The organism is Streptomyces sp. NPDC030165 (assembly GCF_055573595.1).
Window position 1 is genome coordinate 117,567 of the sequence record NZ_JBVIBD010000018.1, and the last position, 19,636, is coordinate 137,202.

The 19,636-nt window shown below is 73.2% G+C and carries 21 protein-coding genes; 7 read left to right on the plus strand and 14 right to left on the minus strand.

The annotated features are described in order from the left end of the window. Positions 1-136: 136 nt before the first annotated feature. A complete protein-coding gene (chcB, locus tag ACZ4Z1_RS29780) occupies positions 137-937 on the plus strand; it encodes a 2-cyclohexenylcarbonyl CoA isomerase (RefSeq protein ID WP_468489731.1) in 801 nt (266 codons plus the stop codon). A gap of 47 nt (positions 938-984) precedes the next feature. Here chcB and ACZ4Z1_RS29785 read toward each other — a convergent pair whose 3' ends face one another. Further along, positions 985-1,593, minus strand: coding sequence for a DNA-3-methyladenine glycosylase I (locus ACZ4Z1_RS29785; RefSeq protein ID WP_468489732.1), 609 nt, complete (start codon positions 1,591-1,593; stop codon positions 985-987). After that, positions 1,590-2,120: a DivIVA domain-containing protein gene (locus ACZ4Z1_RS29790; RefSeq protein ID WP_468489733.1), complete on the minus strand. Its 531-nt coding sequence runs from the start codon at positions 2,118-2,120 to the stop codon at positions 1,590-1,592. Before ACZ4Z1_RS29790 ends, ACZ4Z1_RS29785 begins: the two co-directional genes overlap by 4 nt. A 90-nt stretch (positions 2,121-2,210) precedes the next feature. Here ACZ4Z1_RS29790 and folP point away from each other — a divergent pair, with 90 nt between their 5' ends. After that, positions 2,211-3,071, plus strand: coding sequence for a dihydropteroate synthase (folP, locus tag ACZ4Z1_RS29795; protein WP_468489734.1), 861 nt, complete (start codon positions 2,211-2,213; stop codon positions 3,069-3,071). A 172-nt stretch (positions 3,072-3,243) separates the two neighbouring features. Here the strand turns inward: folP and ACZ4Z1_RS29800 are convergent, their stop codons facing one another. Continuing rightward, entirely contained in the window at positions 3,244-3,996 is a 753-nt protein-coding gene (locus ACZ4Z1_RS29800) for an LOG family protein (protein WP_468489735.1), read from the minus strand. Positions 3,997-4,107: 111 nt separating this feature from the next. After that, on the minus strand, positions 4,108-5,199 hold the full coding sequence (gene dapE / locus ACZ4Z1_RS29805) for a succinyl-diaminopimelate desuccinylase (protein ID WP_468489736.1): 1,092 nt from the start codon (positions 5,197-5,199) through the stop codon (positions 4,108-4,110). Between the two features lie 41 nt (positions 5,200-5,240). On the opposite strand from dapE, the gene ACZ4Z1_RS29810 reads away from it, so the two are divergent. Further along, the gene (locus ACZ4Z1_RS29810; RefSeq protein WP_468489737.1) at positions 5,241-6,275 is read left to right on the plus strand and encodes a VldE C-terminal domain-containing protein; all 1,035 of its coding nucleotides are present in this window, start codon (positions 5,241-5,243) and stop codon (positions 6,273-6,275) included. 528 nt (positions 6,276-6,803) lie between these two features. Continuing rightward, positions 6,804-7,373, plus strand: coding sequence for an ATP-binding protein (locus ACZ4Z1_RS29815; protein ID WP_468489738.1), 570 nt, complete (start codon positions 6,804-6,806; stop codon positions 7,371-7,373). Between the two features lie 74 nt (positions 7,374-7,447). Here the strand turns inward: ACZ4Z1_RS29815 and dapC are convergent, their stop codons facing one another. Both dapC and fdxA read right to left on the minus strand, forming a co-directional pair. After that, complete coding sequence (gene dapC / locus ACZ4Z1_RS29820) at positions 7,448-8,545, minus strand: succinyldiaminopimelate transaminase (protein WP_468489739.1); 1,098 nt, start codon at positions 8,543-8,545, stop codon at positions 7,448-7,450. Between the two features lie 132 nt (positions 8,546-8,677). Continuing rightward, positions 8,678-8,998 carry a ferredoxin gene (gene fdxA, locus ACZ4Z1_RS29825; protein WP_030020287.1) on the minus strand — a complete coding sequence of 107 codons (321 nt, stop codon included), beginning with the start codon at positions 8,996-8,998 and terminating at the stop codon, positions 8,678-8,680. Between the two features lie 139 nt (positions 8,999-9,137). Here fdxA and ACZ4Z1_RS29830 point away from each other — a divergent pair, with 139 nt between their 5' ends. Both ACZ4Z1_RS29830 and ACZ4Z1_RS29835 read left to right on the plus strand, forming a co-directional pair. After that, on the plus strand, positions 9,138-10,148 hold the full coding sequence (locus ACZ4Z1_RS29830; RefSeq protein ID WP_468489740.1) for a GNAT family N-acetyltransferase: 1,011 nt from the start codon (positions 9,138-9,140) through the stop codon (positions 10,146-10,148). 17 nt (positions 10,149-10,165) lie between these two features. After that, a complete protein-coding gene (locus tag ACZ4Z1_RS29835) occupies positions 10,166-11,026 on the plus strand; it encodes a transglutaminase-like and tetratricopeptide repeat-containing protein (RefSeq protein WP_468489741.1) in 861 nt (286 codons plus the stop codon). On the opposite strand, the gene ACZ4Z1_RS29840 is transcribed toward ACZ4Z1_RS29835, so the two are convergent. From ACZ4Z1_RS29840 to ACZ4Z1_RS29870, 7 genes are all read right to left on the minus strand, one after another. Further along, entirely contained in the window at positions 10,993-12,147 is a 1,155-nt protein-coding gene (locus ACZ4Z1_RS29840; RefSeq protein ID WP_468489742.1) for a PP2C family protein-serine/threonine phosphatase, read from the minus strand. The genes ACZ4Z1_RS29835 and ACZ4Z1_RS29840 overlap by 34 nt on opposite strands. A gap of 145 nt (positions 12,148-12,292) precedes the next feature. Then, positions 12,293-12,931: a response regulator gene (locus ACZ4Z1_RS29845; protein ID WP_468489743.1), complete on the minus strand. Its 639-nt coding sequence runs from the start codon at positions 12,929-12,931 to the stop codon at positions 12,293-12,295. Between the two features lie 71 nt (positions 12,932-13,002). Beyond that, positions 13,003-13,194 carry a hypothetical protein gene (locus ACZ4Z1_RS29850; RefSeq protein WP_468489744.1) on the minus strand — a complete coding sequence of 64 codons (192 nt, stop codon included), beginning with the start codon at positions 13,192-13,194 and terminating at the stop codon, positions 13,003-13,005. Positions 13,195-13,397: 203 nt separating this feature from the next. Continuing rightward, on the minus strand, positions 13,398-14,636 hold the full coding sequence (locus ACZ4Z1_RS29855) for a sensor histidine kinase (RefSeq protein ID WP_468489745.1): 1,239 nt from the start codon (positions 14,634-14,636) through the stop codon (positions 13,398-13,400). After that, complete coding sequence (locus tag ACZ4Z1_RS29860) at positions 14,633-15,370, minus strand: ABC transporter permease (RefSeq protein WP_468489746.1); 738 nt, start codon at positions 15,368-15,370, stop codon at positions 14,633-14,635. Before ACZ4Z1_RS29860 ends, ACZ4Z1_RS29855 begins: the two co-directional genes overlap by 4 nt. Further along, entirely contained in the window at positions 15,367-16,326 is a 960-nt protein-coding gene (locus ACZ4Z1_RS29865; protein ID WP_468489747.1) for an ABC transporter ATP-binding protein, read from the minus strand. The genes ACZ4Z1_RS29860 and ACZ4Z1_RS29865 overlap by 4 nt, the downstream gene beginning before the upstream one ends. Before the next feature lie 142 nt (positions 16,327-16,468). After that, entirely contained in the window at positions 16,469-17,329 is an 861-nt protein-coding gene (locus ACZ4Z1_RS29870) for a helix-turn-helix transcriptional regulator (RefSeq protein ID WP_468489748.1), read from the minus strand. A gap of 86 nt (positions 17,330-17,415) precedes the next feature. Here ACZ4Z1_RS29870 and ACZ4Z1_RS29875 point away from each other — a divergent pair, with 86 nt between their 5' ends. After that, positions 17,416-18,207, plus strand: a complete 792-nt coding sequence (locus ACZ4Z1_RS29875) for an SDR family NAD(P)-dependent oxidoreductase (protein WP_468489749.1) — start codon at positions 17,416-17,418, stop codon at positions 18,205-18,207. 187 nt (positions 18,208-18,394) lie between these two features. Here the strand turns inward: ACZ4Z1_RS29875 and ACZ4Z1_RS29880 are convergent, their stop codons facing one another. After that, entirely contained in the window at positions 18,395-19,636 is a 1,242-nt protein-coding gene (locus ACZ4Z1_RS29880) for a serine hydrolase domain-containing protein (protein ID WP_468489750.1), read from the minus strand.

Below are 19,636 nucleotides of genomic sequence, written 5' to 3' on the forward strand. Positions count from 1 at the left end.
CTTCGCCCTCGGCGCGTGTCCGGTCCTCGCCGGTTGTTTGACGTACGTCACATGACGGGCGCCGATGATCTCCGGCATCCTGAACGCCGGCTGCCACTGTCCGGCAGCGCGAGCCGCGACGGAGGGACCCCTCACCATGGCCGACACCGTGCTCTACGACGTGACCGACGGCGTCGGGACGATCACGCTCAACCGCCCCGACGCGATGAACGCGATGAACACGGAGACCAAGGCCGCCCTGCGGGACATCCTGCGCGAGGCCGCCGCCGACCCGGCCGTACGGGCCGTCCTGCTGACCGCCACCGGACGCGCCTTCTGCGTGGGGCAGGACCTCAAGGAGCACATCGGGCTGCTGGCCCAGGACCGCGAGACCGGCTCGGGGCGGACCATGAGCACGGTCCGCGAGCACTACAACCCCATCGTCACGGCGCTCGCCGGGATGCCCAAGCCGGTCGTGGCGGGGGTCAACGGGGTCGCGGCGGGCGCCGGCGCCGGTTTCGCGCTGGCCGCGGACCACCGGATCGTCGCCGACACCGCCTCCTTCAACACCTCCTTCGCGGGCGTGGCGCTCACCGCGGACTCCGGCATCTCCTGGACTCTGCCCCGCCTGATCGGCCATGGCCGCGCTGCCGACCTGCTGCTCTTCCCGCGCAGCATCAGCGCCCAGGAGGCGTACGACCTGGGCATCGCGAACAAGGTCGTCCCGGCGGCGGAGCTGGCGGCCGAGGCGGCGGCGGTGGCGCGGACCCTGGCCGAGGGGCCGACCGCCGCATACGCCGCGATCAAGGAGTCCCTCGCGTACGGGGCCGGGCACTCACTCGCCGAGACGCTGACCAAGGAGGACGAGCTGCAGACGCGGGCGGGCGCCTCGGAGGACCACCACATCGCGGTCGAAGCGTTCGTGAAGAAGGAGAAGCCGAGGTTCCTGGGGCGCTGAGCGGCCCGGGCGGGCCGGGCCGGGCCGCCAGGACCGGTGCCCGCCCCTCAGACCTCCGCCGCCGCCTCCACCGCGTCCCGCACATGGCAGTCCGCCAGATGGTCGTTGACCAGGCCGCACGCCTGCATCGTCGCGTAAGCCGTCGTGGGGCCGACGAAGCGGAAGCCGCGCTTCTTGAGGTCCTTGGCCAGCGCCGTGGACTCCGGGGTGACGGGCGCCACGTCGGCGAGGGTGCGCGGAGCCCGCCGGGCGGCGCGCTCGGGCGCGTACGACCAGATCAGCCGGTCCAGCTCGCCCGGGGCCAGCTCGGCCGCGACCCGGGCGTTGCCGATCACCGCGCTGATCTTCGCGCGGTTGCGGACGATGCGGGCGTCGGTGAGCAGCCGCTCGGCGTCCGCCTCGGTGAACCGGGCGACCGCCTCGATCCGGAAGTCCGCGAACGCGGCCCGGAAGCCCTCGCGGCGGCGCAGGATCGTGATCCAGGACAGCCCGGACTGGAACGCCTCCAGACACATCCGCTCGAAGAGCGCGTCGTCGCCGTGGACCGGCAGGCCCCACTCGGTGTCGTGGTACGTGCGGTAGTCGGCCATCTTCTCCGACTCCATGCCCCAGGGGCAGCGGGGCACCCCGTCCGGCCCCGTGATCACTCCCGTCATGAGGCGGTCTTCCCCTCTTCCCCGCCCCCGGAGACCGGGGGCTCCTGTCCGGCAGATCCGGTCGATTCCGCAGACCCGATCGGCCCCGCAGACCCGATCGGCCCCGCAGACCCGATCGGCCCCGCAGGCCCGGCCGATCCGGCCGGGCGGTCCCCGGCCCGCTCCCCGACCCGCCCCCCGGAGCCGTCCTCCGGGGCGTCCTCGACCAGCCCGGGCGGGCCCATCGCCGCGGCGTGCGCGCCCGCGAGGGCCGCCTCCAGCTCGGCGATCCGCGCGTCCCGTTCGGCCAGCTCGGCGCCGAGCCGGTCCAGCACGTCGTCGACGTCGTTCATGCGGTAGCCGCGTACGCTCACCGGCAGGCGCACCGCCTCCACGTCGGCGCGGGAGGCGGGCCGGTCGGCGGGCAGTGGTTCGTACAGCCGGTCCGGCGCGGCCTCGGCGAGCCCGCCCTCGTCGCCGCCGCCGACCACGGCGAGCGTGACCGCGGCGACCACCACGACCATCGCGATCAGCAAGAACCAGAACACGACCATCTCCCCGAGCTATGTGTTGGCACTGATCGTGCCATGCGGGTGTGACCGTTAGGGTCGCTGGCGGACCAGGAAGAGGGAGAAGCAATGCTGCGGCTGGGGAATCGAGAGTTCACCGTTCACGAGCCGGTGATCATGGCCATCGTGAACAGGACCCCGGACTCCTTCTACGACCAGGGGGCCACCTTCACCGACGCACCCGCGCTCGCCCGGGTGGAGCAGGCGGTGGCCGAGGGTGCCGCGATCATCGACATCGGCGGGGTCAAGGCGGGCCCCGGCGAGGAGGTCAGCGCCGAGGAGGAGGCCCGGCGCACGGTCGGCTTCGTCGCCGAGGTGCGCAAGCGGTTCCCGGACGTGGTGATCAGCGTGGACACCTGGCGGCACGACGTCGGTGAGGCGGTCTGCGAGGCCGGCGCCGACGTGCTGAACGACGCGTGGGGCGGGGTGGACCCGAAGCTGGCCGAAGTCGCGGCGCGCTACGGCGCGGGCCTGGTGTGCACCCACGCGGGTGGTGTGGAGCCGCGGACCCGCCCGCACCGGGTGGCGTACGAGGACGTGATGGCGGACATCCTGCGGGTGACGCTGGGCCTGGCCGAGCGGGCGGCGGAACTGGGCGTACGGCGCGACGCGATCATGATCGACCCGGGGCACGACTTCGGGAAGAACACCCGGCACAGCCTGGAGGCGACGCGCCGGCTGGGCGAGATGACCGACACCGGCTGGCCGGTGCTGGTCTCGCTGTCGAACAAGGACTTCGTCGGCGAGACGCTGGACCGGCCGGTCAAGGAACGGCTGCTCGGGACGCTGGCGACGACCGCGGTCTCGGCGTGGCTGGGCGCGCAGGTCTACCGCGTCCACGAGGTAGCCGAGACCCGGCAGGTCCTGGACATGGTGGCCTCCATCGCGGGCCACCGGCCCCCGGCGGTCGCCCGCCGGGGGCTCGCGTAGTCCCCCAGCTACCGCTGGGAGGTGCCCCCACCCCAGCTACCGCTGGGAGGTACCCCCACCCCAGCTACCGCTGGGAGGTGCCCCCACCCCAGCAACCGCCGGGAGGTACCCCCACCCCAGCAACCGCCGGGAGGTACCCCCACACCGGACCGCTGGGCGTGCCCCAACAGCGCTACTTCCCGGTCTCCTTGGACACCAGCGCGACCGCCTCGTCCACGTCGTCCGTGACGTGGAACAGCAGCAGGTCGTGCTCCGACGCCTTGCCCTGCGCGACGACCGTGTCGCGCAGCCAGTCGACCAGACCGCCCCAGTACTCCGTACCGAAGAGCACGATCGGGAAGCGGGTGACCTTCCGCGTCTGGACGAGGGTCAGCGCCTCGAAGAGCTCGTCGAGGGTGCCCATGCCGCCGGGCAGCACGACGAAACCCTGCGCGTACTTCACGAACATCGTCTTGCGGACGAAGAAGTAGCGGAAGTTGACGCCGATGTCGACGTGCGGGTTCATGCCCTGCTCGAAGGGCAGCTCGATGCCCAGGCCGACGGAGACGCCCTTGGCCTCCCTGGCGCCGCGGTTGGCGGCCTCCATCACGCCGGGCCCGCCGCCGGTGATCACCGCGAAGCCGGCCTCCACCAGCGCCCGGCCGAGTTCCACACCCGTCTCGTACTCGGGTGATCCGACGGGCGTACGGGCCGAGCCGAAGACGCTGATGGCGCTCGGCAGTTCGGCCAGCGCGCCGAAGCCCTCCACGAACTCCGACTGGATGCGCATGACCCGCCAGGGGTCGGTGTGCACCCAGTCCGTGTCACCTTCGGCGGTGTCCAGCAGCCGCTGGTCCGTGGTGCCCTTCTGCACCTGCTCGCGTCGGCGCACCACGGGTCCCAGGCGCTGTTCATCCCACGCCCGCTCTTCCTCGGGGCTGGCCATATCGTGCTCCCTCCGCTGCCGGTCGGTGTCCGGCAAGGGTAGATCGGCGCAGGTGACGGGCAGGGCAATTCCGGATGCCGGGACACCTGCGGGGCGCGTGGGCCGGGTGATCTAGGCGGTGAGCCAGGACCGCAGGCGCTCCTCGCAGTGCAGGATCCGCTCGACGGCGACCCGTTCGTCCTTCTTGTGCGCCAGTACGGGGTCGCCGGGGCCGTAGTTCACGGCGGGGACGCCCAGGGCGCTGAAGCGCGAGACGTCCGTCCAGCCGAACTTGGGCTTCGCGACGCCGCCGACGGCCTTCATGAAGGCGGCGGCCGCGGGGTGCGACAGGCCCGGCAGCGCGCCCGGCGAGTGGTCGTCGACGGTCATCTCGGCGACGCCGCAGTCCGCGAAGACCTCGCGGACATGGTCGAGCGCCTCCTGCTCGCTGCGGTCGGGCGCGTAGCGGAAGTTGACGGCGACGGTGCAGGTGTCGGGGATGACGTTGCCCGCCACGCCGCCCTCGATGCGTACGGCGTTCAGGCCCTCGCGGTATTCGAGGCCGTCGATGACGGCCCGCCGCGGCTCGTAGGAGGCCAGGCGTGCGAGGATCGGCGCCGCCGCGTGCACGGCGTTGCTGCCCATCCAGCTGCGGGCCGAGTGGGCCCGCTCGCCCTCGGTGCGCAGCAGCACCCGCAGCGTGCCCTGGCAGCCGCCCTCGACCTCGGTGTTCGAGGACTCCAGCAGAACGGCGAAGTCGCCCTCCAGCCAGTCCGGGTGCTCCTCGGCCAGCCGTCCGAGGCCGTTGAACTCGGCGGCGATCTCCTCCATGTCGTAGAAGATGAAGGTCAGGTCGCGGTTGGGCGCGGGGACGGTGGCGGCGATGCGCAGCTGTACGGCGACGCCGGACTTCATGTCGGTGGTGCCGCAGCCCCACAGGACGCCGTTCTCGTCGAGCCGGGAGGGCACGTTGTCCGCGATCGGCACGGTGTCCAGGTGGCCGGCCAGCACGACCCGCTCGGCGTGGCCCTGGTCGGTACGCGCGACGATGCAGTTGCCGTCCCGCTCCACCGTCAGGTGCGGGAGCGCACGCAGCGCGTGCTCGACGGCGTCCGCGATGGCCTTCTCGTCCCGGCTGACGGAGGGGATGTCGACGAGCTGAGCGGTCAGCTCGGCCGCGTCGAGGGAGAGGTCCAGTGCGGGGGTCTGCGTAGCGGTCTCCATGGGTCCGACCCTACCGGCGCCCCTCCAGTACCGTTGGCTGCGTGTCCCCCCAGCCCACCGCTCCCGCCCGCGGCACCCGCAGCAAGCGCCTCCTGCGTATCGGCGCGGCCTTCGCCGTGCTCGTCGGGCTGGCCGTGTACCTCGTCGTGCAGTACATGACCGGCGGTCCGGGGGCACCGCGCTGCTCGGTGCGGGCCGCGGACGGCGGCAAGCCGTACGAGATCTCCCCGGAGCAGGCGGCGAACGCCGCGACCATCTCGGCCGTCGGCTCCGCGCGCGGGCTGCCGGAGCGGGCCGTGACGATCGCGCTGGCGACCGCGATGCAGGAGTCCGGGCTGCGCAACATCGGCTTCGGTGACCGCGACTCGGTGGGCCTCTTCCAGCAGCGTCCGTCCCAGGACTGGGGCACGGTCCAGCAGATCATGGACCCGGTCTACTCGGCCGGTGAGTTCTACACGCACCTGGTCAAGGTGCCGGGCTACTCTCGGCTGCCGCTGACGGTGGCCGCGCAGAAGGTGCAGCGCAGCGGCTTTCCGCAGGCGTACGCCAAGCACGAGCCGAACGCCGCGCTGCTGACCGGCGCCCTCACCGGGCGCGACGGGGCCGCCATGACGTGTTCGGTCAGCCGTCCGGCGGACCAGAAGCAGCCGGGTGGCACGGACGGGGTGCGCAAGCAGCTGGTGCGCGAGTTCGGGCCGGACGTGCTGGCGCGCCCGGACGGGACGGCTCCGGGTGGCAAGGGCGACGGCGGGGACGGCGGCCGGGTGCTGACGGTGCCCGCGCGGCCGGCCTCCAACGGTGACGCGGACGCCGGGGAGGCGGCCGCGGCGGGCCGGTCCCCGGGCGCGGGGCAGGCCGGCGGCGCCTTCGCGGGTGGGGACGGCTCCGGGGCCGAGCGGCGCGGCTGGGAGCTGGCCACCTGGGCGATGGCCCACTCCGGGGCGTTGGGCATCGAGCAGATTTCCTACGGCGGGAAGATGTGGTCCGCGGCCGATTCCGGGAAGGGCTGGCAGCAGGCGACCGGTGCGGCGGCGCGTGCTTCCGGTACGGACGTACGGATCGTCACCGCGAAGTGAGGCCGCGGGCGGCTTCCGGGGTGCAGCGAGCCGGGAGCGGCTCCGGGAGCGGCGTGAGCCCGGCAGCGGCTTCCGGGACGGGGTGCGCGGGACGGCGCCGCCGGGTCCGGTGGCGCGGTGGTCCGGCCGCCGCCGGAGCACCGTACGGCGCCACGCCGTCCCCCGTACGGCCGTCACGCCGTCAGCCTCGCGGTCACCGCGCAGCCGTCCGGCCGGTCCCTCGGCCGAGTTAACGTCGTCAACCCCGGGCCAGGGCACCGCGTCACTGCCCCCGGGGTCACTCGAACGGCGTGGGATCCGCTTGGGCACTGCGGTGTGACGTTTCAGCACCGTACTGCGCACGGCGCAGTTTGCCCGGTTTCCTCCGGAGCAGATTATGTGACCCCCCACTGATTCTTTACCGGCCGTGCCGCAACCTTCCCGGCCCTGGCGCGGTAGTCACGTCGTGCGCCCGGCAGCCTCCGCGCCCCGCCGGCGGACACGGCACGTCTGTCAGAAGAACCAGTCCCTCTCCGTAAAAGGAGCACCATGTCCCTCCCCCTCTCGCGTCGGATCGCCCGAGCCGCGCTGCTGGTCGCAGCCGGCGCAGCCCCCGTGGTCGGTGCGGCAGGCTCCGCGAGCGCCGTGGAACTGCCGCAGTCTTCCGACCTGGGCGGACTGACCGCAGTGGACACCGCGAGCCTCGCCGACACCGCCGACGGCGCGGTCCAGGGTGCCGGCGACCTGGCCGGTGAGACCGGCGCGAACGCCACCGAAGCCGGCAGCAAGGTCGTCCGCAAGGCCGTTCCGGCACTGAGCAAGACCGCCGGCAAGACCGCGGGCAAGACGCTCGGGGAGACCGCTCCGGCCGCGAAGCAGGCCGCGGGCAACGCCGCCAGCGACACCGCGGACAGCGCGGGGGACATCCTCACCGACACCCTCCACACCGCCACCGAGGACGGCCTGCCGACCGACGGCCTGACCGAGTCGCTGCCCGGCGACGGGCTGTCCACCGACGGCGTGACCGACTCGCTGTCCACCGACGGCCTGGCCCAGGCGGTCGGCGACAGCGGCCTGGCCTCGGACCTGCTGCCGACGAACGGGCTGCCCATCAGCTGACGGAGCCGCACAGCGAAGCCCGGAGCGGACGCCGTATCTCAGGCGTCCGCTCCGGGCTCCCGTGTGTGCGGGGGTTACTGCGCCAGGCGCCGTACGGCCTCGTCCACCCGCTCGTCGGTGGCGGTGAAGGCGACCCGTACGAAGCGCTCGCCGGCGCTGCCGTAGAAGTCGCCCGGCGCGACCAGGATGCCGCGCTTGGCGAGGTCGCCGACGGTGTCCCAGCAGGACTCGTCGCGTGTCGCCCACAGGTAGAGCGACGCCTCGCTGTGCTCGACGCGGAAGCCGGCGGCCGCCAGGGCCTCGCGCAGCGCCGTACGGCGGCGGGCGTAGCGTTCGCGCTGCTCACCGACGTGCTCGGTGTCGCCGAGCGCCGCGACCGTCGCGGCCTGCACCGGCGCGGGGATCATCATGCCGCCGTGCTTGCGGATCTGGAGCAGTTCGCCGAGGACGGCGGCGTCGCCCACGAGGAAGGCGGCGCGGTAGCCGGCCAGGTTGGAGCGCTTGGACAGCGAGTGGACGGCCACGATGCCGTCGTACGAGCCGCCGCACACGTCCGGGTGCAGGACGGAGACCGGGTCGGCCTCCCAGCCCAGCTCGATGTAGCACTCGTCGCTGAAGAGCAGGACGCCGTGCTCGCGCGCCCAGCTGACCGTATGGCGCAGTTCGTCGGCGCCGAGCACGCGGCCGGTCGGGTTGGACGGCGAGTTCAGCCACAGCAGTTTGAGGCCGGACGGGTCCAGCTCCCAGGGGTCGTCGTAGACGACCGGCTCGGCGCCCGCCAGGCGCGCGCCGACCTCGTAGGTGGGGTAGGCCAGGCGCGGGTAGGCGACGCGGTCGCCGGCGCCCAGGCCGAGCTGGGTCGGCAGCCAGGCGACCAGTTCCTTGGAACCGACGACCGGCAGCACGTTGGTGTGGGCCAGGCCGGTGGCGCCCAGGCGCTCCTGCGCCCAGCCGGTGATCGCGTCGCGCAGAGCGGCGGTGCCCCACACCGTCGGGTAGCCGGGGCTGTCGGCGGCGTCCGTGAGGGCGTTGCGGACCAGCGCGGGCACGGGGTCGACCGGAGTGCCGACGGACAGGTCCACGATGCCGTCGGCATACGCGGCCGCCGTGGTCTTGTACGGCTCCAGCCGGTCCCAGGGGAAGACCGGAAGACGGGACGATACGGTGCCCACGTTGCTCTCTTTCCTCACGTTCCTCTGGCCGCACAGGGCTGGAAACGCCTCGGCCCCGTGCGGCGTCGGCTCCCTCGGACTACGCGTCGGGGAGGCCGGCCGTACGGGACCGGGGCGGCGCCATGCGGCCGCTTACTGGTTCTGCGGCGGCAGCGCTGCGATGAAGGAGTGGTCGCGCTCGATCAGGCCGAGCTTGCTGGCACCACCGGGCGAACCGAGCTCGTCGAAGAACTCGACGTTCGCCTTGTAGTAGTCCTTCCACTCCTCCGGGGTGTCGTCCTCGTAAAAGATCGCCTCGACCGGGCAGACCGGCTCGCAAGCTCCGCAGTCAACGCATTCGTCCGGGTGGATGTACAAGGACCGCTTGCCCTCGTAAATGCAGTCGACGGGGCACTCCTCGATGCATGCCTTGTCCTTGACGTCGACACAAGGCTGCGCGATGACGTAGGTCACGCTGTCGTTCCTCCTCGGTAGGGCTGGCGGACCGATTGGCAGTTCCGCCGCGGGGCGCGCGGGAGCGCGGCGTCGTCGATGCCCGCACCTAGTATCTCCGTTCCCGGGCACGAGACGAACAAGAGGGGCGGGTAGAGCCGTGGAATTCACTACCGGCGGACGGCTGGAGGTCCACATCACCCGTGCTGACGTGGGCAAAAGGGTATCTGTCCGGCGCTTGAGCGGCGCCGGCGAGGGGGCCGCGAAGTTCACCGACACGGTCGGTGTTCTCACATCCTGGGACGCGGGTGTGCTGAGCATCACACGTCGGAACGGAGAGACCGTCCGGTTCGCCGAGACCACTCTGGTCGCCGGGAAGACGGTGCCCGCGGCGCCCGCCCGCCGCCGCTCCCCCGCGACGAGCGCACCCGAGCTGGACCGGGTGGCCGCCCGCGGCTGGCCGCCCGTGGAGAGCGAGTGGCTGGGCGAGTGGCAGCTGCGGGCCAGCGGCGGATTCACCCGGCGGGCCAACTCGGTGGCCGCCCTGGGCGATCCGGGACTGCCGACGGACGCGGCGCTGGAACGCGTCCGCGCCTGGTACGCGGAGCGCTCACTGCCCGCGTACATACAGGTCAGTACGGGCGCTCCCGGCACCCAGGAGGGCCTGGCGGCCGAACTGGACCGGCGCGGCTGGACGCGCGAGGTGACGGCGGAAGTGCGTACCGCCGCGCTGGCGCCCGTCGGCGACCTGGACGCGGACGTCTCCCGGGTGGCGCTCACCCGGGAGGCCGGCCCGGACTGGCTGCGCCGCTACCAGCGGTCCGGGCAGCCGGGGCCCGAGGTGCTCAAGGTGCTGCACGGCGGCCCGTCCGTGTGGTTCGCGAGCGTGCCGGACGACGCGGGCGGCACGGCCGCGATCGGGCGGTGCGTGGTGGACGGACGCTGGGCCGGGTTCGCGGCCGTCGAGGTCGGCGCCGGGCACCGGCGGCGCGGCCTGGCCACCGCCGTGATGGCGGCGCTGGCCCGCAAGGCCCTGGACGAGGGCGCGTCCGCCGCGTACCTCCAGGCCGAGACGGACAACCACGGCGCCCGCGCGCTGTACGACGGGCTGGGCTTCGTCACCCACCACCACTACCACCACTGGCGCGCCTCCCAGGGAGGCCCGAACTGAACGGGTACGAACCTCGTATGCACCCGGACCCGGATTCGAACGGGGACGACACGTCCGCCGAGCGGCGCCGGCAGTTCGCCGAGGCCGCACGCGACGCACAGCCGGACCTCGCCCTGCTGTGCCTGCTGATCGCGGCGGAGGCCGACCCCGCGCTGGACGAGGCGGGCGTGGACGCGGCGCAGATCGCACTGGACGAGCTGGCCGGGCGGCTCCCGTACGCCCCGGCCGGCGGGCCGCGCCCCTGGGCCCGCAACGTCGCCGAACTGCTCGGCGCGCGCCTCGGCTTCCGCGGCACGCCCACCGACTACCGGCGGCTGGAGTCGTCGCTGCTGCACGAGGTGCTGCGGCGCCGGCGGGGCCTGCCGATCCTGCTGTCGGTGGTGTGGATGGAGGTCGCGCGCCGGGCGGGTGCGCCGGTGTACGGGGTGGCGCTGCCGGGCCATTTCGTCGTCGGCTTCGGCGACCCGTACGGCGCGCACGTCCTCGCCGACCCCTTCGACGGCGGGCGGCTGCTGACCGACGAGGACGCGGGAGTACTGGTCGCGGGCGCGACCGGGGCGCCGCTGACCGAGCAGATGCTCACGCCGGCCGACCCGCTGGAGATCGTGCTGCGCATCCTGAACAACATCCGGGCGTGGGCGGCGGCCCGGCCGGAGCGCAGCGACGTGCATCTGTGGGCGGTCGAGCTGTCCCTGCTGCTGCCCAGCCACCCGGCGCGGCTGCGCCACGACCACGCGCAACTGCTCGTACAGCGCGGTGACTTCCTGGGCGGCGCGGCCGGACTGGAGGAGTACGCGAAGGTGATCGAGGAGGTCGACCCGGCGGCCGCGGCGGCGGTACGGCGTCAGGCGGCCGCGGCGCGCGCGATGCTCAACTGATCCTCCGCGGCCTGCGCGACGGCGGGCTGCCGCCCGGCGGCGTGCGGGCCGCGGCGCACGATCAGTACGGTCGCGTCGTCCTTCAGCTCGCCGCCGGTGAACCGCTCCAGGTCGGCGCGGAGCGTGTGCGCCAGCTCGTCCGGCTCCAGGTGCATCCAGCGGGCCAGCCGGTCGGCCAGCGGGTAGAACGCGCCGTCGGCGCCGCGGGCCTCGGTCACGCCGTCGGTGCACAGCACGATCCAGTCGTCCGCCACCGGCTCGACGGCCACGCTCCGCCGCGTCTCGCCGGTGAGCCACCCCAGCCCCAGCGGCAGACCGCCTTCGCCGTCGTTGCGCTCGCTGACCTGGCCGTCCCGTACGAGGTAGTACGGGATGTGGCCGCAGGACAGCACCTTCGCACTGTCCTCCCCGCGCACCTCCAGCAGCAGCGCGGTGACGAACCGTTCCTGGCCGCCGCGCTCCGCGGAACGGACGTTGTAGCGGGCCAGCGCCTGCTCCATCCGCTCGGCGACGGCTTCGAGGCTGTCCGTGTGGTACGCCGCCTCCCGGAAGGAGGCCAGCACCTCGTGCCCGGCGCCGATCGCGGGCATGCCCTTGCCCTGGACGTCGCCGATCACCAGCCGCAGCCCGTGCGGCGTCTCCACGGCTTCGTAGATGTCCCCGCCGATCCGGGCGCCCTCCTGCGCGGAGACGTAGAACCCGTACGCCTCCAGCGGCCCGGCGGTCAGCGGCAGCTCGCGCAGCATCTCCCGCTGCACGGCGTCGGCGACCATGCTCGTACGGGCGTACAGCGCCTCCCGTTCCAGCCGGGTACGGCACAGCACCAGCGCGAACACGGCGACCAGCAGTGCCCCGAAGACCCCGACGACCTTGCTGGCCACGGACCAGTCCGGCACCAGCCGGACCTGGATGAACACCTGGCACAGTACGTACACGACGGCCACCGTGGCGGCCCACCGGTAGGCGCAGCGCAGCGCGGCGATCAGCGGCGCGATACCCATGAACAGGGCGAAGTGCAGCTGCGGGCCGGTCCCCGCGTCCACCAGCGTGATGGCCAGGGTCACGACGACCAGCAGCACCGCCACCGCGCGGTCACGCGCCGGGGATCGCTGAAGAGTCATCACCCTTCCCAGCCTGCGCCCGCCGCCGCACCCGGCCCAGGGCCGAAAGTCCTGGTGAGGCGGTTGCGCGGGTGAGACTGCTTACAGCGCGGGCGCCCACTGCCGGCGGGCTGCCGCTCCCCGCGCGGGCGCGCCACCGGGCGCCCTACAGCCAGCCCTTGGCGGCGGCCGTGCGGACGGCTTCGGCGCGGTTGCGGGCGCCCGTCTTCTGGATGGCGGTGGACAGGTAGTTGCGTACCGTGCCGTGCGAGAGGTGGAGGGCGGCGGCGATCTCGGCGTTGGTGGAGCCGTCCGTGGCCGCGCGCAGCACGTCGCACTCCCGGTCGGTGAGGGGGTTGGCCCCTTCGGACAGCGCGGCTGCCGCGAGCGCCGGGTCGATGACCTGCTCACCGCGGAGCACCCGCCGTACGGCGTCCGCCAGCTGCGCGGCCGGAGCGTCCTTGACCAGGAACGCGTCGGCGCCGGACTCCATCGCGCGGCGCAGGTAGCCGGGCCGCCCGAAGGTGGTGAGGATGACGACCTTGAGCTCCGGGAACTCGGCGCGCAGCAGCGCGGCGGCGTCCAGGCCGCTGAGGCCGGGCATCTCGATGTCGAGCAGCGCCACGTCCACGGGCTGGCGCCGTGCCGCGCCGGCCACCTCGTCACCCCGCGCGGCCTGGGCCACGACCTCCATGTCGGGCTCCAGCCCGAGCAGCGCGGCCAGCGCTTCACGGACCATGGACTGGTCCTCGGCGAGGAGGAGGCGCACTTTCTTCACGGGCTGCTCGCCGTGCGGGTCAGTCATGCGGCCACCCTAGCCAGACAGGGAAAGGCGCAGGTCAGCAGGTTGCGGCAGGGAACGCGGCGGGCGGCGGGTCAGACGTAGAAGCGCTTGTGCTGCGGTGTCGGCTCGAAGGTCTGCAGGCAGCCGGAGCACCACCAGTGCCAGGTCTCCTGGGCCCGGCCCGAGTCGCTGGTGTCCTTCCACAGGCGGCGCCGGTCGCGGCAGGCCGGGCAGCCGGGCGGGGCGAGGGGGCCGACGACGGCCCGCGGGTCGACGGGTGGCATGGCGTCAGCCTGCACCGCCGGGAGCGGCGGTGCGCCGGTCGCCGCGCCGGACCACTCCTTCGGGCGGAGCGTGGCGGGTACGCGCGTGCGCCGGAGCCTCCGGGGCGTACGGCTGTGGTGCGCGACCGCCAGGCGTACGTCTGTGGCACGCGCCCCCTGAGGGGTACGACCGCGAGGCGTGCGCCCCGCGCGTCCGCCCTCCTTCACGCCCCCGACGGGCTGTGCTCCGCGGGCCGTGCGGCGGCGCCGGACGCCGGGAAGCTGCCGAGGGGCACGTACGCGCGCAGGGCGAAGCCGCGGCCGCGCGGCGCCGTGCCCGTCTCCAGGCGGCCGTCGGCCAGGGCCAGCCGCTCGCGCAGCCCGCTCAGGCCGTTCCCTTCGTGACTCCCGCCGCGCGGCGGCCCGGTGCCGTCGTCGATGACGGACAGGCACAGGAACCGGCGTTCGTCGGCCTCCCACTCCTCGGTGAGCAGCACCTCACAGCGCCCGGCGCCGCTGTGCCGTACGACGTTGGTGACGGCTTCCCGCAGCGCCCAGGCCAGCGCGCCCTCCCCGTCCTCGCCCAGTCCCCGGTGCTCCTGTTCCACGGCCGGGTCGATGTCCGCCGTGATCGCCGCGGTGCGCAGCGCGGCGCGTGCCCCGGCCAGTTCGACGACCAGGCGGGGACGCCGGTAGCCGGTGACGGCCTCGCGGACGTCCACCAGCGCCTGCCGGCTGACCCGTTCGATGTCGGCGACCTGCAAGGCCGCGTCCGCCGGCTTGGCCGGCAGCATCCGTCCGGCCAGCTCGCTCTTGAGCGTGATCAGGGAGAGCGAGTGGCCGAGGAGGTCGTGCAGGTCGCGGGCGAGCCGCAGCCGCTCCTCGTTGGCGGCCAGCCGTGCGACCTCCTCCCGCGCCTCGCGCAGTTCCTTCGTCGTACGGATCAGGTACTGCACGCCGACCATCGCGAACCCGCTGAGCAGGCAGGGCAGGGCGTACGCGAAGAGGTAGGCGCGTATGTTCTCGTAGCGCATTCCGATCAGCACGAGGACGGCGGTCAGCGCGGGGATGGCCCACCGTGAGATGCCGAAGGGCTGGGTGACGGCCACCGCGACGCACACGAAGGTGAAGAGCACCAGCCAGTTCGGCCCGAGGACCGAGGACAGCAGGACGGCGAGCGCCGCGATGAAGGCCACGGCCGCCCCGACCGCCCGCTTCTTCCAGGGCCGGTGGGCCATGTGCCGGAAGAGCACGACGAAGTAGACGGCGACGAACAGCAGGAGACCGGCGCAGCCCAGCAGCTCGTGCGCCGGGGACATCCCGCCGTCGGCCAGGTCCCCGATCGGCCCCGCCAGGTACAGGAACCAGATGACCACCCAGGCGCTCTTCACCAGCGCCTGCCGACGGGTGCGGGGTGCCGATCCGATCAGCACCGGGTTGGGCTCGGTCTCCGCCGGTTTCATGCCGTACGCGTGTCCTTCCGGTAGAGCCAGCCCGCGCCGCCGGCGAAGACGACCAGGTAGCCGGCGAGGATGGCCAGGTCCTTGACGTCGGGGGCGTGGCCGCCCTCGATGGCCGTGCCGAGCGCGGCGTACGCGTGGGTCGGCAGCCACTCGGCGATGTTCTGCACCCACTGTGGCAGGATCGTCAGCGGCATCCACAGCCCGCCGAGGAACGCCAGTACGAAGTAGACCATCATCGCGATGGGGCGGACCGCGTCACCGCTGGCCAGGTAGCCGATGGCGACACCGAGCGCGGCGAAGACGAAGCTGCCGAGCCAGGTCGCGGCGAGGATGGCGATCCACTGCCAGGCTTCCAGCCGGACGCCCTTGACCGTCGCGGCGACGAGCATGACCAGCACGATGGACGGCAGGCTGACCGTCGCGGCGGAACCCATTTTCGCGGCGACGTAGCCACGTCCGGGCAGCGCGGTCAGCCGCAGCTGGCGCACCCAGCCCTTCTCGCGCTCCTTGGCGATCGCCTCGCTGTTGCCGATCAGTACGGCGGTCATGGCGCCGAACGCCGCCATGGCGACCATGAAGTACAGCGGCATGTTCAGGCTCATGCCCGGTATCGGCTTGCTGTCGGCGCCACCCGCGATGATCAGGTAGAGCACCGGCGGGTAGATCACCGAGAAGAACATGAACTTCTTGTTCCGCAGGGCGCGGACGATCTCCAGCTTGATCAGGGTGGTCATCGTGCCGCCTCCTCGGCGGTCGCTGCGTCGGTGATGGCGATGAACGCCTGCTCCAGGCCGAGTCCGGCCACTTCCAGGTTGCGTGGGTACAGGCCGAGTCCGTACGCGGCGTGCACCGTCGCGTCGGCGTCCGCGGACTGGATACGCACGGTGCGCCCCGAAACCTCCAGGGAGGTCAGGTGCGGCAGGCGGCGCAGCGTCTCGCGCTCGACCGGCCCGTCCAGATCGAAGGTGATACGGCGGGCACCGGCCCGCGCCTTGATCTCGGCGGCGGTGCCGTCGGCCAGCACCCGGCCGCGGTGCAGCACGATCACGCGGTCCGCGACCTCGTCCGCCTCTTCGAGGTAGTGGGTGGCGAACAGCACCGTACGGCCCTGCCGGGCCTGGGCCCGCATGGTGCCCCAGAACGTCTGCCGGGAGGTGACGTCCATGCCGGTGGTCGGCTCGTCCAGCACGATCAGGTCACTGGCGCCGGCGGTGGCGAGCGCGAAGCGCACCCGCTGCTCCTGGCCGCCGGAGAGCTTGTCGACCATCCGGTCGGCGATCTCGGTGATCCCGGCGGCGTCCATGATCTGCTCGACCGGATAGCCGCCCGGGTGCAGGTCACTGGCGAGCTTGACCAGCTCACGAACCTTCACGCCGGTCATCAGGCCGCCGCTCTGCAGCATGGCGCCGACCTTCCCCTGCTCGATGGCGTGCTGCGGGCTCGTGCCGAAGAGCGACACGGTCCCGGTGTCGGCGTTGCGCAGGCCCAGGAGCAGGTCGAGGGTGGAGGACTTGCCGGCGCCGTTGGGGCCGAGGAGGGCGACGGTCTCGCCCGGGTGCAGTTCCAGGTCCAGGCCGGCCACCGCCCGTACGGCGCCGTAGTTCTTGCTGACTCCCCGGAAGCTGACCACGGGCGCCGGGCCGGCCCGTCGCCCGGCGGCCCGGTCTGTGATGGTGGCTGTGCTCGTCATGTGTCCCAGCTTCACAGCAGGACGGTGACCTGCGGCAGTGTCGGCTGTCGCAACTACGGGATGACAGATGTCATGGGGGGGGTGGGTGAGGGGCGTCCCCTAGGGTGCGCCCGTCGTCGCTCCTGCTACGACGGCGGGGAGGTCAGCCGGGAACACTCATCCGCTGCGTACCGACGACCGACAGCAGCCGCAGCGCCTCTGCCGACGGCGAGCCGGGCGCGGCCGTGTAGATGACGACCCGCTGGTCCCGGTCGGCGATGTCCAGGACGTCACAGCTGACGCTGAGCGGGCCGACGAGAGGGTGCTCGAACGTCTTGCAGAGGGTGGGCCGGGCGGTCACGTCGTGGGCGGCCCAGAGCCGGGCGAACTCCTCACTGCCGGCGAGCAGCTCCTCGACCAGGCCGGTCACCTCCGGGTCGGCGGGGTAACGGGCCGCGGCGGCGCGCAGTTGCTGCGCCGAGGTCCGGGCGAACGCGTCCGCGTCCGAGACGCCGTACAGCCGCCGGCCGTACGGGTGCGGACCGAGGAAGGCCCGCCGGACGAGGTTGCGGTCCCGGCGCGAGAGGGCGGAGAAGTCCTCCATCAGGGCGGCGGCCAGGTCGTTCCAGGCGATGACCTCGTACGTCGCCGAGATGACGATCGCCGCGGCCTCCGGCAGCCGCCGCAGCAGGTCGATGATGCTCTGCCGCACCTCGCGCGACGGCCCCGGCGGAGGCCCTGGCGGGGTGCCGGCGAGGTGGTGGAGGTGGTCGCGCTCGGCGTCCGACAGACGCAGGGCCCGGGCGAGCTGGGCCAGCACCTCGCGGGAAGGCTGCGGGCCGCGGGCCTGCTCCAGCCGCGTGTAGTACTCGGACGAGATGAACGCCAGCTGCGCCACCTCCTCGCGGCGCAGCCCCGGGGTACGGCGGCGCGTCCCTGCGGGCAGTCCCACGTCGGCAGGGGTGATGCGCTCGCGCCTGGTGCGCAGGAAGTCGCCGAGTTCTCGTCGTACGCGTCGGTCCACGCCCCCAGTGTGCGCGGGCGCCGGCGGCCCAGCCAGGTACTGCCGGTGCCTGGCTGAGCGGGGCGGCCGGGCCCAGGCTCGTCGGCATGGACAACACACCGACCCTGACCACCACGACCTCGGGCCTGCTCACCGGCAAGGTCGCCTTCATCACCGGGGCCGGCCGCGGCATCGGCGCCGCCGCGGCGCGGCTGTTCGCCCGGGAAGGCGCCAGGGTGCTCCTCGCGGCACGTACGGAGGCCCAGCTCAAAACGGTGGCCGAGGAGATCCGGGCAGCCGGCGGGACCGCGGACCACGTGGTCTGCGACCTGGCCGACGCGGCGAGCGTCCGCGCCGCCGTCGGCCGGGCCGTGGAGCTGTACGGCCGGCTCGACGTGGCCTTCAACAACGGCGCGACCGGGCAGCCGCCCGGCCCGATGGACCAGCTGCCGGAGACCGAATTCGACGTCGTCAGCGCCGTCGACTTCAAGGGCCTCTGGCTGGCCATGACCGCCGAGGTCGCCGCCATCCGGGCCAGCGCCGGACGCGGGGCGATCGTCAACACCTCCAGTGTCGGCAGCCTGGCGGGCAACCCCCAGCTGCCGGTCTACGGCGCGGCGAAGCGCGCGGTCAACAGCCTCACCGAGTCGGCTGCCGTCACGTACGGGCCGGAGGGCATCCGCGTCAACGCCGTCGCACCCGGCACCACGCTCACCGAGATGCTGCACGAGTGGGACGCGAAGTCCCCCGGCACCATCGAGCAGCTCAACGCCCGGACCCCGCTGGGCCGCGCCGCCGCCCCGGAGGAGATCGCCCAGGCCGCCGCCTGGCTGCTCAGCGACCGCGCCTCGTACGTCACCGGTACGGTTCTTCGGGTTGACGGGGGGATGTGCGCGTGAGCGGGGACCTGCGGCGTACGGAGGTGGCCGGGGGCGGTATGGGGACGCGGTCGGTACGGGGCCGGAACCGGTGCGGGGCCGCGGTCGGTACGGGACCGGGGGCGGCACGGGACCGGGCCGGAGTCGGGTCCGGGGCCAGGCCTGGGCCGGGCCGGGGCCGGGTCCGGTCCCGGGTCCGGGTCCGCCGCTAGCCCTTCCGCCCGTTCCGCGTGCCGCAGAACTCCGCCTCGACGACCGCCACATACGCGGCACCGTCGCCCATCCAGTCACCGTTGATGTTGAACGTCAGCTGGTGGCTGCCGTCCCGGGTGCCGACGACCCCGGAGACGGAGCCGTTGGCGCGGCCCGTCTTGCCCACCACGGTCACCCCGCACGAGAGGGTGACGGACTCGATGCCGAGCCCGTAGCGGTAGCCCCCCGCCTCCGAGGGCACGGTGGTGAACATGGCGCGGGTCACGGCCGGGCCCAGCAGCCGTCCCCGGGACAGGGCCCGGAAGAAGGTGTTCAGATCGCCGGTGGTGGAGATGACCTCGCCCGCCGCGCCGAGCCACGACATGTTCTGCTCGGTGGCGTCCACGACCGGCGCGCCGGGTTCCTTCTGCCGCAGCCGCGAGTAGGCGGTGGGGTGGGGCAGCGGCATCCGGGGATCCAGGCCGGGGAAAGAGGTCTGACGCAGCTTCAGCGGGGTCAGGATGCGCCGCTGTACCTCGTGGGCGTACGTGTGGCCGGTCGCCTTCTCGACGACCATCCCGACGAGTATGTAGTTGGTGTTGCTGTACAGGGCCTTGCCCGATGCGCTGTGCGGGGGCCGCTTCATCGCGAGGGCCACCAGGTCCGCGGGCCGGTGAGTGTCGTAGCGGTGGTGCGGGAAGCCGGGCCCGGAGGCGCGGTGGGCGAACTCGGGGTCGTCGGTGTAGTTGTTGAGACCACTGGTGTGGTTGAGCAACTGGCGCAGCCGGATGGAGCGGCCGTCGTTGCCGTTGCCGCTTACGAGTCCCGGCAGCCACTTCTCGACGGTGTCGTCCAGGTCGAGCGCGCCCTCCTCCGCCAGTTGCAGGAGGACGGTGGCGAGGAAGACCTTCGTGATGCTGGCGGCGCGGAAGTGGTCGGCGCGGGTCCGCTCGCGCTGCGTGGCCGTGTCGGCATACCCGGCCGAGCCGAACCACCGGCCGCGCCCGTCCCTGCCCTCGGCCGCGACCCCGGGAAGGCCGCCCTTCTCCACCACGTCCCGCAGCGCCTGCCGGGTCGCCTGGTGGGGGTCCGGGTGGTGCGGGGGTGTCGCGGCGTCGGCAGCCGGTCCGGTGGCGAGGACGGCCGTCACGGCCAGAGCCAGTGCCGTGGCACGAGTGGTGGCCGAACGGGACGTACGGGTGCGGAGGGCGGCGGCGGACGCGGTGGCGCCGCCCCGCCGGTCGGTTACGGAGATCAT